The sequence below is a fragment of the Acidisoma sp. PAMC 29798 genome (assembly GCF_030252425.1).
In the GTDB taxonomy this organism is placed as follows: domain Bacteria; phylum Pseudomonadota; class Alphaproteobacteria; order Acetobacterales; family Acetobacteraceae; genus Acidisoma; species Acidisoma cladoniae.
Map to the genome: position 1 here is coordinate 2,010,510 of NZ_CP126994.1, position 12,807 is coordinate 2,023,316.

Here is a 12,807-nt window from a genome sequence, read left to right on the forward strand (position 1 = left end):
ATCCGCTCTGGTCTCGCCTGCGGGGAGACGCCTATGCTTGGTCCCATCCGGTCTTCGCTTCTCGTGATGAGGAAGACGATGCGGGCCCGCTGACTATGACGCCGGTTAGGAACTGGATGACGTGATGAGCAATTTCGGCCGCAACCTCGCCCTATGGGTGATTATCGCACTGCTGCTCGTGGTTCTGTTCAACCTGTTCCAACCGAACGGGCTGCGGGGCACCGCGACCACCAATACGACGCAGATGGCCTATTCCGAATTCATCGGCCAGGTGAAGCAGGGCAACGTGAAGGATGTGGTCATTCAGGATCGCACCGTCTCGGGCGACCTCAAGGATGGTCGCGCCTTTGAAACCTATACGCCGAACGACCCGAGCCTTGTTCAGACGCTATCGGACAAGGATGTACGCATCGTGGCCAAGCCGCCGGATGGCGACAGCAACCCACTGCTGCACTACCTGCTGTCCTGGTTCCCGATGCTGCTGCTGGTCGGTGTGTGGATCTTCTTCATGCGCCAGATGCAGTCCGGCGGTGGTCGCGCCATGGGCTTCGGCAAGTCCCGCGCTCGTTTGCTGACCGAGAAGCAAGGCCGCGTGACGTTTGAAGACGTGGCGGGCATCGAGGAAGCCAAGACGGAACTCGGCGAAGTCGTCGAGTTCCTCAAGGACCCACAGAAGTTTCAGCGCCTCGGCGGCAAAATCCCCAAGGGCGTGCTGCTCGTGGGCCCGCCTGGCACGGGTAAGACGCTGCTCGCCCGCGCCATCGCGGGTGAGGCGAATGTGCCCTTCTTCACGATCTCAGGCTCTGACTTCGTCGAAATGTTCGTGGGCGTCGGCGCAAGCCGCGTGCGCGACATGTTCGAGCAAGGCAAGAAGAACGCGCCCTGCATCATCTTCATCGACGAAATCGACGCCGTCGGCCGCCATCGCGGCGCCGGCCTCGGCGGCGGCAATGATGAGCGTGAGCAGACGCTGAACCAGTTGCTGGTCGAAATGGACGGGTTCGAGAGCAATGAGGGCGTGATCCTCATTGCCGCCACGAACCGCCCTGATGTGCTCGACAGCGCCCTGCTGCGTCCCGGCCGTTTCGACCGTCAGGTCGTGGTGCCGAACCCGGACGTGAACGGCCGCGAGCGCATCCTGCGCGTTCATATGCGCAAGGTGCCACTGGCCGCCGATGTCGATCCCAAGACTATCGCGCGCGGCACGCCGGGCTTCTCGGGCGCCGATCTCGCGAACCTCGTGAACGAGGGCGCACTCCTGGCGGCCCGTCGTGGCAAGCGCGTCGTCGCGATGTCGGAGTTCGAGGACGCGAAGGACAAGGTCATGATGGGTGCGGAGCGCCGCAGCCTGGTCATGAGCGACGACGAAAAGAAGATGACGGCCTACCACGAATCCGGCCACGCGCTGTGCGCCATGCTCGAACCGGAATGCGATCCTGTGCATAAGGCGACGATCATCCCTCGTGGCCGTGCGCTTGGCCTCGTCATGAGCCTGCCGGAAGGCGATCGATACTCCAAGAGCAAGTCCAAGCTGCTCGCCGAGTTGACGATGGCCATGGGCGGTCGCGCCGCCGAGGAAATCATCTTCGGCGCCGACAAGGTGTCCAACGGGGCCTCGGGCGACATCAAGATGGCGACCGACCAGTCCCGCCGGATGATCACCGAATGGGGCATGAGCGATAAGCTCGGCATGATTGCCTATGGCGATAATGGCCAGGAACTGTTCCTCGGCCACTCCGTGACGCAGCATAAGAACGTGTCCGAAGTGACGGCGCGTGAGATCGACAGCGAGATCAAGAGCATCATCGACGCGGCCTATGCCAAGGCGAAGAGCTTGCTGACCGAGCACGTGACGGCGCTGCATGCCATCGCCCGCGCGCTGTTGGAGTTCGAGACGCTGTCGGGCGACGAAATCCGTGGCGTGCTGCGCGGCGAGCCGATTATCCGCAAATCCGTGGACGATCTGCCCCCGCCGGAAAATCGTCGTGCGTCCGTGCCGGTTGCGGGCCGCCCTGTGCCGCCGGCGCCGCTGCCCGGCATGGGACCGACGCCGCATCCGATCTAAGCCTTTGGCTTTAGGCGACGATGTAAAACCCCCGGGCTTGCGCCCGGGGTTTCTTTATGGGGGAGCTGATGGTTCCAAATCACTGGGCCGGTCTTAGCCTCCATCGCCCTCTGATCATGGGCATCCTGAACCTTACGCCCGACAGTTTTTCCGACGGCGGTCGGTGGTTGAGCCTTCCTACGATCCTGGACGCCGGCCGCGCGATGACGGCCGCCGGCGCCGACATCCTGGACATCGGGGGCGAGAGCACCCGCCCCGGCGCGGCGACGGTATCGGTAGACGAGGAATGCGCGCGCATCCTCCCGGCGATCGCCGCCCTTGCGCGGGACGGCGCGGTCATCTCCGTCGATACCCGCAATGCTGCCACCATGTCGGCTGCGCTGGCGGCTGGCGCGCGCATCATCAATGACGTGACCGCCCTCACCCATGACCCACGGTCGCTCGGTGTGGTTGCCGAGGCGGGCGCACCCGTGGTGCTCATGCATATGCGCGGCACGCCCGCGACGATGAACGGCCTCGCCGTTTACGACGACATCGGCGCGGAGGTCGCGGCCGAACTCTCTGGTCAGATCGAGACGGCCCTCGCGGCGGGCATTGCGCGGGAGGCGATTGCGATCGACCCAGGCCTCGGCTTCGCCAAGGTGGGCGCCCAGAATGTCTCGCTGTTGCGCGACCTCGGCGCGCTGCGTGCCTTGGGATTTCCGCTATTGGTCGGCTTATCCCGCAAGGGCTTCATCGGCGCGATTTCGGGGGAGGCGATGGCGGGGCAGCGGCTGGGTGGCTCGCTCGCCGGCGCCCTGTTCGCCCTCACCCATGGCGCGCAGATCCTGCGTGTGCATGACGTGGCCGAAACCGTGCAGGCCGTGCGGACGTGGACGGCGCTGTCGTCGGCGTAAGAGGTGGATGACGCTGTGCTTAGCCACCCTACGAGTTGCGGAAGGTAGGGCGGAAAAGCGACGCGCATTCCGCCACCCCCCTCACGTTGCCTGCTCCGCCGGCCGCAGCTAAACCAAGGCCTCGTGAATATCCGCGATAATCGGACGAGGCGCAGCATTCCATGAACAACGGCATTCCGGCGGCGCGGGCCCTTTTCGGCACGGACGGCATCCGGGGTCGCGCGAATGTCCACCCGATGACGGCCGAGACCGCGTTGCGCCTCGGCCAGGCCGCCGGGCTGATGTTCACGCGCGGCAGCCACCGCCATCAGGTGCTCATCGGCAAGGACACCCGCCTGTCCGGCTATATGATCGAGCAGGCATTGACCGCCGGCTTCCTCGGCGCGGGCATGGATGTCGTGCTCGCCGGGCCGCTGCCGACCCCCGCCATCGCCATGCTCACCCGCAGCCTGCGTGCCGATCTCGGTGTCATGATCTCGGCCTCCCACAACCCGTACGAAGACAACGGCATCAAGCTGTTCGGCCCGGACGGCGTGAAACTGTCGGACTCCCGTGAGGCGGAAATCGAGGCGCTGATGGCGAGCGACCTGCGTACGGAACTCGCATCGCCCGATAAGCTCGGCCGCGCCCGCCGCCTGAATGACGCCGCCGGCCGATACGTCGAAGGCGTGAAGAGCACCTTCCCGAAAGGGCTTCGCCTCGACGGCCTCAAGATCGTGGTGGATTGCGCCCATGGCGCGGCCTATCGGGTGGCACCGACGGCGCTGTGGGAACTCGGCGCCCATGTCATTCCCATGGGCGTGGCTCCGGACGGCTTCAATATCAACAAGGGCTGCGGGTCCACCGTGCCGGGCGAACTCTGCGCGGCCGTGGTGGAGAACAATGCTCATCTGGGCATCGCCCTCGACGGCGATGCCGACCGGCTGATCCTGGCCGATGAGCATGGGGAGATTGTCGATGGTGACCAGATCCTGGCCCTCATCGCGCGGTCCTGGGCGAAGGCGGATCGCCTGACGGGCGGCGGCATCGTCGCGACCGTGATGTCCAACCTCGGCCTTCAGCATTTCATGCGCGACCTGAAGCTCGATCTGCACCGCACCAATGTCGGCGATCGCTACGTCGCCGAGCGGATGCGTGCGCTGGGCATCAACCTGGGCGGTGAGCAATCCGGCCATGTCATCCTGTCCGACTTTTCGACGACCGGGGATGGGCTGGTGGCGGCCCTTCAGGTGCTCGCAGTGCTGGTGCGGCAAGGCGCGCCGGCCTCCGAAATCTGCCGCGTCTTCACCCCCTCGCCCCAGTTGCTGCGCAACGTGCGCTTCACCGGCCCCACGCCGCTCACTGACCCGCGCGTAAAGGCCGCCATCGCCGATGCCGAAGCGACGCTCGGGCCGGAGGGCCGCTTGCTGATCCGCCCCAGCGGCACCGAGCCGCTCATTCGCGTCATGGCCGAAGCCGCCGACAGCGCGCTGATTGCTCGCATCGTGGGCGAGCTGTGCGAGGTCATCGCCGCCGTCGCCCGCACGCCGGAAACCGCCGCCTGATGATCGCGCGCATCCTGGTGATTGCGGGGTCCGACAGCGGCGGCGGTGCCGGGATCCAGGCGGATATTAAGACGGCGATGGCCCTGGGTGGCTTTGCCACGACCGCCTTGACGGCTCTGACGGCGCAAAACACCCGCGGCGTTTCCGCCGTGCTGGCCATCCCGCCGGACTTCCTGCGCGCCCAGCTCGACAGCGTCATGGCCGATATCGGCGCCGACGCCATCAAGACCGGCATGCTACCAGATACCGCGAGTATCGAGACGGTGGCCGATTTTATCGAAAGCCTCAGCCAACCGCTCCCTTTTGTGATGGACCCGGTGATGGTCTCCACCAGCGGCGACCGGCTGCAAAGTGCCGAAGCGCTGCATGCCCTGAAGACGCGGCTGATCCCCCGCGCGACGGTCATTACGCCCAATATTCCGGAAGCCGAGATCCTGCTCGGTGAGACGATTGAAGGCGAGGCCGCGCAGCGCCATGCCGCCGAAAGCCTGCTGCGGCTGGGCGCCGGCGCCGTTCTCGTCAAAGGTGGCCATGGCACGGAAGACATCGTGACGGATGTGCTTGCAACTGCTGACGGCATCATCACCCTCACCGGACCGCGCATTTCATCGCGCAATACCCATGGCACCGGCTGCACCCTGGCAAGCGCCATCGCCACGGGCCTTGCCCAAGGCATGGATTTGGAAACCTCCGTCCGCCGTGCGCGCGCCTATGTGGTCGCAGCCATCCACGCGGCGCCCGGCCTTGGGGACGGCCATGGGCCGCTCGGCCATGGCGTAACCGTCGATCCAAACCGCCTCTAGACGGGCCGTGTCGGTCAGCGACGCCGCACCCTTACGGGGTGAGAATCGGGCACTGACGTCCGTGCGCGGTCTCGCGGCGCTCTGGGTCGTCGGCCATCACATCAGCTTCGAGCTCGGTTACGTCGGCTATCCCTTCGCCCGTGCCTTCTTCGCGCCGGGTGATGCCGCCGTTGATATCTTTTTCGTCCTCAGCGGCTTCGTGATGATGGCGGTGCATCGCGATCTGACACGCGCGGGCTTAGGCGATTTCTTAACCCGCCGGATATTTCGCATATATCCGCTGCACCTGACTGTGCTTCTAGCGCTCGCGGCGCTCGCCCTTTGGGGACAGGTCGTCCATGGCATACCGGCCGCAGACCCTTGGTGGGCGTTGCCTTTGGTGGCGGCGCTCTTGCAGCCGATCTTCATCCATGGCCCGAGCTGGAACGTCGCAAGCTGGTCGCTGAGCGTCGAAATGGTCTGCTATTTGCTGTTCCCGCTCGGGTTGTTGTGGGTGCGGCGGCTGGAACTCGTCGGCATCGCGATGATCGTTTTGATTCTCGCCGTGATGGAATGGCACACATGGTCCAGCCTGCCCTGGGGCTGGCCACCGTTCCGGCGCGGCATCGCGGGCTTTGCACTTGGGATGCTCGCGCAACAGGCGACGGTGCAATTGCCGCGCTTCGGCCTGCGCACCGCGAGCATCGTCGAACTCGCTGGGCTGCTCGGCATGATCTTCGTTCTTCGCTATGTCTTGCACGGCATCAAAGACGTGCCGATGTGCGCCGCCGTGCTGATCCTCGGCCTCGCGAGCGAAACCGGCATCGTCGCACGCCTGTTGGGCCATCGCGTCTTCGTTGGCCTCGGGCGCATTTCGTTTTCCGTCTATCTCTTGCACGGCACGCTTCTGGCCCTGTTCTTCGCCTATCTGCCGCCGTCGCGCTTGCCCTTCGGGCATGATGCCCAGGGCCTCGTCTGGGCGGCGGGGGTCACGGCGGTCATCTGCGGATTGGGGACGATCACCTGGCGTTTTGTGGAGGAACCGGCGCGCCACCTCGGTCGCCGTCTCACACAACGTCGCGGCTCGGTCGTCACGTAACCAACGCGATCGTTGCGGCGAAGATTGGATGTAACCCGCAAGAGGTTTGCCATGAAAATCGCCACCATGCTGTTGGCCGCAAGCTGCGGCGGCCTGATCGCCACCTCGGCCGTCGCGGCCCAGGCCGCCGCCCCGATCGTCTTGGAGCTTTTCACCTCCGAGGGTTGCTCTTCCTGTCCGCCGGCGGATGCGCTGCTGCGCGCCTTGAAGCATGAGCGGCCGGATCTCCTCGTGCTTGATTTCCACGTCGATTATTGGAACAGCCTGGGCTGGACCGACCCGTTTTCATCGGCGCAAGCCACGGCCCGCCAGCAGGCCTATGCCAGCGCCCTCGGCAGTGAGGTCTATACGCCGCAGCTTGTGGTCGGCGGCACGCAGCAGATGGTGGGGTCGGACCGGGATGCAGTCGCCTCCGCCCTCGCCGCCGCAATGGCGCCGCCCGTAGCGCTGAGCCTGACCAAAGCCGCCGGCAGCCTGTCGGTCGATGTCGGTGCCGGATCCGGTGTCGCGACGCTATGGCTCCTGGGCTTTGATGATCAGCACACAACCACTGTGGGTCGGGGTGAGAATTCCGGCCGCACGCTGACGGAGGTCAATATCGTGCGGTCGATTTCGCCTGTCGGGCATTGGAACGGCGCCGCCTTGCATCTCACTTTGGCCGCGCCCCGCGGCGAGCATGGCGCGGTGTTGTTGCAGGGTGCGGATGGGCGGATTCTTGGAGCGGCGGCGTCGTAATCCGGATGGCGTAATACGCTACCGCGAAAAGCGTGTGCCGATCACGAGGTCCTTGCGTGGCCCCTGGATGCGCCAGCTCAGCATCCAGCCGTCGGGGCCCGTGATTCGATAGCGGCCACGATAATCGTCCGGTGCGCAGTCGTGATGGACGCAGGCGAGTCCGTCAGCGACCTGCGCCCGGTGAAAGAATCCGCCATCGGTGAATAAGACGCTGAACACCGCGTCACCCTCGATGCAGAACCGGTACTCCCGCCGTGCCTCACTGCGAAACGCGCCGAAGACCAGTTCGCCGGCTTCCTCGTAGAGGAGGACATCCGGCTCAGGCGTAAAACAGGCCTCGCCGCGCATGTGGCCGTGACGGCCCGTCCTCAAATCCCGGATATGGCGATCCAGCCGCCAAGATCCGGAAAAGAGCGTCTCAAGCCTGATCAATCGGCGGCACGACGCAGCACAGGAAACAGCGTCATCGCCAGCGCCATCTTCACGCATTCCGCGGGAAGGAACGGCAGCAGGCCATAGGCCAACGCCTTGTCAGCCCCAAACAAAACGCCCAGCCAGGCGATACCGGGCAGGTAGATCAACACCTCCCCCAGCACGACAGCGCCGAACACCATCGGCAGGCTACGCAACATCCCGCGCTCGGCCAGGGCGCCAAGAGCCGTGGCAGCCAGCAAATAACCGAGGAGATAGCCGCCGGTCGGACCCGCCATATAGGCGAGGCCCATGCCGCCCTGGAACACGGGCAGGCCGAACGCGCCCTCGGCGAGATAGGCGAGCAGGGTGCCACCGGCGAGGCGACTGCCGCAGGTCAGCCCGATCGAAAGTACCACGAAGGTCTGCATAGACAGCTTCACCGGCCAGAACGGCACCTGGATATGCGCCGAAACGGCGAGCAAGGCGTTGCCGATGGCGATGATGGCGATCGTTCGCAGGACCTGATTGGTGGTCGTCGCAGGCCAGGCGCGGCCAAGAAGCGTGAGGGGCAATGCGCGGCTCGTCATGGGTCGGAAGCTCCTGTGATCGATCTCTCAGGAGACGTCATGCGACACATCGGCGGCTCTCGTAAAGCGCGAACACCACACGAGAACCGCCAGAGCGCACCGTTACTGCGGGGTGGTCTTCTTCGTCATGGCGCTGTTCGACATCGCCATGCTGGACATGCTGTGCGTCATCTTGTGCTTCGTCTTCTTGTGCGGCGCCATCATCATGCCGCTGGCGGGCTTCGTCATCTGCATGGACGAGCTGCTGGAATTGCTCATGGCCGATTGCGCGAAGGCGACCGGCGTGCCCATCATGGCGCAGGTCATCGTTGCCGCGAAAACGCGTGCGTAAAACGTCATGTCCGTATCTCCCGTTGATAACCCTACGAAGTTTCGAAGGGCTCGTCTTAGCCTTCGACGTCAGACGCGCGAAGGTTACGCGGCTTCCACCGAATAAGCGGCCCGCCGAGGATACGGTTCGCGACAATAACGATAGCGACGGCAGCGGCATGGGCGAACAGATCGCCAAGCGACGCATCGAACGGGTGGAAGAAATTGAGCAAGGTCGCCGCCGCCCCCGCCGCCGCCAGGCCACCGAGGGCCAGCGTCAGATTAGGCCGCAGCGGAAAGGTTCGGCGCAGCATCACCATCAAGAGAATCGACAGCGGCAAGGACAGCGCGAAGATGAACATCATGCAGTGGTCACCGTTCTGCGGACCCGGCTCGACACCGGGAATCGCCCAGCCCCGCGCGCAGCCCATGCCGCTTTCGCCGACCCACAGCGCCAGGGCCGGCAGCGGCAGCAAGGCCCAGCCCCGGCTGCGACCCGGCACGCTCGTCATGAAGGTCGCGACAATGGCAAGCACGGCGGTGAGGGTCGAGCCGAGGGCGGCCAACCACATATCGGGGGCGGCCCCAAGGCGGGCCATCATCGCATGCAGGTCCGAGAAATACGCGAGCGTGGCGGCGATCGCGAGGACGACGACAAGCCAGCCGAGGGCGCGGCGCACGGGTGACAGCGGGCGCACGGGCTCAAGCCCCGTTGCGAGCGTCGCGATCAGCCTCTCATGCGCGCCATGGTCACTCATCCGTCTTTGGTATCCTCGTCCTCTTCAACACCCAGTTTCCCCCGCAACGCGCGGATCGCCCTATGCAGGTTCACCTTCAATGCGCCTTTGCTGCGGCCCGTGATGGCCGCCGCTTCCTCCAGACTTTCGCCCCGCAATCCCATCCGCTCCACAGCCTGACGTTGGCCAGGTGGCAGCGTCGCGATCGAGGCACGCAACGCCTCGGACCGGCTGGCGAGATCCAAAGCATCGCCCGGCACTGGCCCGTCTTCCGCATGGCCTTCATAGGCAATCGGGTCATGCACCTCCCGGCTCGACTGGCGACCGTTACGCCTCAGGCTGTCGATCGCCCTGCGCTGCGCGATGGCCCGCAGCCAGGGCAGGAACGGCCGTGCCGGGTCATAGGTCGCGCGGGCCCGATGGATGGTGAGCAGAACTTCCTGCACCACATCCTCCACCCGATCGGGTTGCACGCCTTGTCGGCGCGCTGACGCCGCGATCACTGCCACACAGTCTCGCAGCAGCGCCTGGTAGGCGGTGGCGTCGCCACGCTGCGCAGCCGCCATCAGCGCCGCTAGTCGCTGTTCGCGATCGTCCGTCACAATCTGGGCAGGGCGAGCCGTGGCATAGTGGAAGGCTACCGCGTTGGCGCCGGGGGCGGTAGACCGTGCGCCCACACTCAGGCTCATGATGCTGCTTATGACGCTTGTTTCATGACCGTTGTTCGCCGCAGGGCTGCCTGCGGTTACGCGTGTTGCAGCCAGGCCGCCGATCCTTTACACGCGGCGGCGGGTCACGCCCCCCCACCGGGGCGCTTCTCTTCTGAAAGGGAGAGCCAAAGATGGCACTCGTCACACGCCCGGATCTGCGTCCGGATAATCCCAACTTCTCATCCGGCCCTTGCGCCAAGCGCCCCGGCTTTACGCTGGATGCCCTGTCGGGCGCCATGCTCGGCCGCAGCCATCGCGCCAAAGAGCCGAAGGCCCGCCTTGCCGAAGTCATCACCCGCTCCGCGTCTATCCTCGGCATGCCCGCTGGTTGGAAGCTCGGCATTGTGCCGGCCTCCGATACCGGTGCGATCGAAATGGCCATGTGGTCGCTGCTCGGCGCCCGCCCGGTGGATGTGCTGGTCCATGAAAGCTTCTCCGAAGGCTGGGCGACCGATGTCGTCAAGCAACTCAAGCTCGACGGCGCGCGCGTCCTTGGTGCCGAATACGGTGCCCTGCCGGATATCTCAGCGATCGACTCGTCCCACGATCTCGTCCTCGCGTGGAACGGTACCACCTCGGGCGTGAAATTCCCCGATGCCGACTGGATCGCCGCTGACCGTGAGGGTCTGGTGATCTGCGACGCGACCTCGGCCGCCTTCGCCATGGCCCTGCCATGGGACAAGCTCGATGTCGTCACCTGGTCCTGGCAGAAGGTGCTGGGCGGCGAGGCCGCGCATGGCATGCTGGCCTTGTCGCCTCGCGCCGTGGAGCGGCTGCTGACCTACAAGGCACCGCGCCCGCTGCCGAAGATCTTCCGCCTCACCAGCGGCGGCAAGCTGATCGAGGGCATCTTCCAGGGCGAGACGATCAACACGCCCTCCATGCTGTGTGTGGAAGATGCGTTGGACGGGCTGCGCTGGGCTGAGAGCCTCGGCGGATTGCCCGGCCTGATCGCCCGCAGTGAGGCCAATCTCGCCGTCATCGCCGATTGGGTCGCGCATAGCGATTGGGCCGGCTTCTTGGCACGGGATGCGGCCGCCCGCTCCTCGACCTCGATCTGCCTGACCATCACGGCGCCCTGGTTCACGGCGCTGGACGATGCTGGCCAGACCAAGGCCGCCAAGCGGCTCGCGGCGCTGCTGGAAGCCGAAAGCGTCGCCTATGACGTCGCGTCCTACCGCGATGCACCGCCGGGTCTGCGCATTTGGGGCGGCGCGACCGTCGAAAGCGCCGATATCGCGGCGCTGCTGCCCTGGCTCGACTGGGCGCATGCCCAAGTCGAAGCCGAGTTCATGCCCCTTCAGGTTGCGGAGTAACGCGCGATGCCCAAAGTTCTGATCGCCGACAAGCTATCCCCGGCTGCCATCGAGATCTTCCGCGCACGCGGCATCGAGACCGATGTCAAAACCGGCCTCACGCCTGCCGAGCTGCGCGCCATCATCGCCGACTATGACGGCCTCGCCATCCGCTCCGCGACGAAAGTCACCAAGGAACTGCTGGAGGCCGCGACCAACCTGAAGGTCGTCGGCCGCGCCGGCATCGGCGTGGACAATGTGGATGTGAAGGCCGCCACGGCGCGTGGCGTGGTCGTCATGAACACGCCCTTTGGCAATGCCATCACCACGGCGGAACATGCCATTGCGATGATGTTCGCCCTTGCCCGCCAGTTGCCGGAAGCGAGCGCTTCGACCAAGGCGGGGAAGTGGGAGAAGAACCGCTTCATGGGTGTGGAGCTGACCGCCAAGACTCTGGGCCTGATCGGCTGTGGCAATATCGGCTCGATCGTCGCTGACCGCGCGCTGGGCCTGAAGATGAAGGTGCTCGCCTACGACCCCTTCCTGACCGAAAAGCGCGCCCTGGATCTGGGGATCGAAAAGGCCGACCTGCCGGAGCTGTTCGCCCGCGCCGATTTCATCACGCTGCATACGCCGCTGGTGGACGGCACACGCAACATCATCAATCGCGAGGCGATCGCAGCCATGAAAACGGGCGTGCGGATCGTGAACTGCGCGCGCGGCGGTTTGATTGATGAGGCGGCGCTGTTGGAGGGACTGACCTCCGGCAAGGTAGCCGGCGCCGCGCTCGACGTGTTCGAGGTCGAACCCGCGACCAGCAACCCGCTGTTCGCACTCGACAATGTGGTCTGCACGCCGCATCTGGGCGCGGCCACGGCGGAAGCGCAGGAGAATGTGGCCCTGCAGGTGGCCGAGCAGATGAGCGACTATCTGCTGACCGGCGCGGTCGCCAACGCCCTCAACGTGCCGGCCATTTCGGCCGAGGATGCGCCCCGCGTGCGTCCTTATATGGATCTCTGTCGGCTGTTGGGTGAATTCGCGGGCCAGCTGACCCAGGCGCGGGACGGCGTCGTGACCCATGTCACGATCGAGTACGAAGGCGCGGTGGCGCAGCTCAACCACAAGCCTTTGACGGCGGCCGCGCTTGCCGGCCTGATGGCGCCCATGATCGTGGGCGCCAATATGGTCAATGCGCCGGTGCTCGCGCGCGAGCGCGGGATCGAAGTGACCGAGACGGTGCATGACCGCCAGAGCGAGTATCAGACCCTGGTCCGCATCACGGTCAGTACGGGTGCGGTCACGCGCGACGTGGCGGGCACCCTGTTTGCAGGGTCACGGCCTCGGCTGGTCGAAATCAAGGGCATCACGGTCGAGGCCGATTTCGGCAAGCACATGCTGTATGTGACGAACCAGGACAAGCCCGGTTTCATCGGCCGCTTTGGGGCGACCCTGGCCGGCGCGGGCATCAATATCGCGACCTTCCATCTTGGCCGTAGCAGCGCCGGCGGCGATGCGATCTGCTTGGTCTCAGTCGATGAGCCGGTGTCGGAGGATGTGCTCGCCATGGTCCGCACCCTGCCTTTGGTGATGCAGGCGACCTCCCTGTCCTTCTAAGATGGCGGAATGGCGCAGCG

13 protein-coding genes are annotated in these 12,807 nt (G+C 65.4%); 9 read left to right on the forward strand and 4 right to left on the reverse strand.

Features of this window, described 5'->3' with window-relative positions:
* Positions 1-124 precede the first annotated feature (124 nt).
* The 6 genes from ftsH to QP803_RS09715 all read left to right on the forward strand — a co-directional run bounded on the left by ftsH (position 125) and on the right by QP803_RS09715 (position 7,121).
* Positions 125-2,065 carry an ATP-dependent zinc metalloprotease FtsH gene (gene ftsH / locus QP803_RS09690; protein ID WP_284947559.1) on the forward strand — a complete coding sequence of 647 codons (1,941 nt, stop codon included), beginning with the start codon at positions 125-127 and terminating at the stop codon, positions 2,063-2,065.
* Positions 2,066-2,133: 68 nt separating this feature from the next.
* Complete coding sequence (gene folP / locus QP803_RS09695) at positions 2,134-2,961, forward strand: dihydropteroate synthase (protein ID WP_284947560.1); 828 nt, start codon at positions 2,134-2,136, stop codon at positions 2,959-2,961.
* A 161-nt stretch (positions 2,962-3,122) separates the two neighbouring features.
* Positions 3,123-4,505 carry a phosphoglucosamine mutase gene (glmM, locus tag QP803_RS09700; RefSeq protein WP_434082903.1) on the forward strand — a complete coding sequence of 461 codons (1,383 nt, stop codon included), beginning with the start codon at positions 3,123-3,125 and terminating at the stop codon, positions 4,503-4,505.
* Positions 4,505-5,308, forward strand: a complete 804-nt coding sequence (gene thiD / locus QP803_RS09705) for a bifunctional hydroxymethylpyrimidine kinase/phosphomethylpyrimidine kinase (protein ID WP_284947561.1) — start codon at positions 4,505-4,507, stop codon at positions 5,306-5,308. The genes glmM and thiD overlap by 1 nt, the downstream gene beginning before the upstream one ends.
* Before the next feature lie 7 nt (positions 5,309-5,315).
* Positions 5,316-6,386 carry an acyltransferase family protein gene (locus QP803_RS09710; protein ID WP_284947562.1) on the forward strand — a complete coding sequence of 357 codons (1,071 nt, stop codon included), beginning with the start codon at positions 5,316-5,318 and terminating at the stop codon, positions 6,384-6,386.
* Positions 6,387-6,437: 51 nt separating this feature from the next.
* The gene (locus QP803_RS09715; RefSeq protein WP_284947563.1) at positions 6,438-7,121 is read left to right on the forward strand and encodes a DUF1223 domain-containing protein; all 684 of its coding nucleotides are present in this window, start codon (positions 6,438-6,440) and stop codon (positions 7,119-7,121) included.
* Between the two features lie 18 nt (positions 7,122-7,139).
* Here QP803_RS09715 and QP803_RS09720 read toward each other — a convergent pair whose 3' ends face one another.
* The gene (locus QP803_RS09720) at positions 7,140-7,610 is read right to left on the reverse strand and encodes a DUF6314 family protein (protein ID WP_284947564.1); all 471 of its coding nucleotides are present in this window, start codon (positions 7,608-7,610) and stop codon (positions 7,140-7,142) included.
* Positions 7,550-8,122: a biotin transporter BioY gene (locus QP803_RS09725; RefSeq protein ID WP_284947565.1), complete on the reverse strand. Its 573-nt coding sequence runs from the start codon at positions 8,120-8,122 to the stop codon at positions 7,550-7,552. Before QP803_RS09725 ends, QP803_RS09720 begins: the two co-directional genes overlap by 61 nt.
* Positions 8,123-8,249: 127 nt before the next feature.
* Here QP803_RS09725 and QP803_RS09730 point away from each other — a divergent pair, with 127 nt between their 5' ends.
* Positions 8,250-8,453: a hypothetical protein gene (locus QP803_RS09730; protein WP_284947566.1), complete on the forward strand. Its 204-nt coding sequence runs from the start codon at positions 8,250-8,252 to the stop codon at positions 8,451-8,453.
* Between the two features lie 55 nt (positions 8,454-8,508).
* Here the strand turns inward: QP803_RS09730 and QP803_RS09735 are convergent, their stop codons facing one another.
* Together QP803_RS09735 and QP803_RS09740 are read right to left on the reverse strand one after the other, a co-directional pair.
* Positions 8,509-9,189 carry an NrsF family protein gene (locus QP803_RS09735; protein ID WP_284947567.1) on the reverse strand — a complete coding sequence of 227 codons (681 nt, stop codon included), beginning with the start codon at positions 9,187-9,189 and terminating at the stop codon, positions 8,509-8,511.
* Entirely contained in the window at positions 9,186-9,857 is a 672-nt protein-coding gene (locus QP803_RS09740; RefSeq protein WP_284947568.1) for a sigma-70 family RNA polymerase sigma factor, read from the reverse strand. Before QP803_RS09740 ends, QP803_RS09735 begins: the two co-directional genes overlap by 4 nt.
* Positions 9,858-10,009: 152 nt before the next feature.
* Between QP803_RS09740 and QP803_RS09745 the strand changes: the two genes are divergently transcribed.
* Positions 10,010-11,194, forward strand: coding sequence for a phosphoserine transaminase (locus tag QP803_RS09745; protein WP_284947569.1), 1,185 nt, complete (start codon positions 10,010-10,012; stop codon positions 11,192-11,194).
* A gap of 6 nt (positions 11,195-11,200) precedes the next feature.
* On the forward strand, positions 11,201-12,787 hold the full coding sequence (gene serA / locus QP803_RS09750) for a phosphoglycerate dehydrogenase (protein WP_284947570.1): 1,587 nt from the start codon (positions 11,201-11,203) through the stop codon (positions 12,785-12,787).
* Positions 12,788-12,807 lie beyond the last annotated feature (20 nt).

Coding starts and splice junctions, on each gene's coding strand:
- QP803_RS09745 (WP_284947569.1), top strand. CDS start 10,010: ATGGCACTCGTCACACGCCCGGATCTGCGTCCGGATAATCCCAACTTC.
- QP803_RS09735 (WP_284947567.1), bottom strand. CDS start 9,189: ATGAGTGACCATGGCGCGCATGAGAGGCTGATCGCGACGCTCGCAACG.
- ftsH (WP_284947559.1), top strand. CDS start 125: ATGAGCAATTTCGGCCGCAACCTCGCCCTATGGGTGATTATCGCACTG.
- serA (WP_284947570.1), top strand. CDS start 11,201: ATGCCCAAAGTTCTGATCGCCGACAAGCTATCCCCGGCTGCCATCGAG.
- QP803_RS09720 (WP_284947564.1), bottom strand. CDS start 7,610: ATGCGTGAAGATGGCGCTGGCGATGACGCTGTTTCCTGTGCTGCGTCG.
- thiD (WP_284947561.1), top strand. CDS start 4,505: ATGATCGCGCGCATCCTGGTGATTGCGGGGTCCGACAGCGGCGGCGGT.
- QP803_RS09730 (WP_284947566.1), top strand. CDS start 8,250: ATGGCGCTGTTCGACATCGCCATGCTGGACATGCTGTGCGTCATCTTG.
- glmM (WP_434082903.1), top strand. CDS start 3,123: ATGAACAACGGCATTCCGGCGGCGCGGGCCCTTTTCGGCACGGACGGC.
- folP (WP_284947560.1), top strand. CDS start 2,134: ATGGTTCCAAATCACTGGGCCGGTCTTAGCCTCCATCGCCCTCTGATC.
- QP803_RS09725 (WP_284947565.1), bottom strand. CDS start 8,122: ATGACGAGCCGCGCATTGCCCCTCACGCTTCTTGGCCGCGCCTGGCCT.
- QP803_RS09740 (WP_284947568.1), bottom strand. CDS start 9,857: ATGAGCCTGAGTGTGGGCGCACGGTCTACCGCCCCCGGCGCCAACGCG.
- QP803_RS09715 (WP_284947563.1), top strand. CDS start 6,438: ATGAAAATCGCCACCATGCTGTTGGCCGCAAGCTGCGGCGGCCTGATC.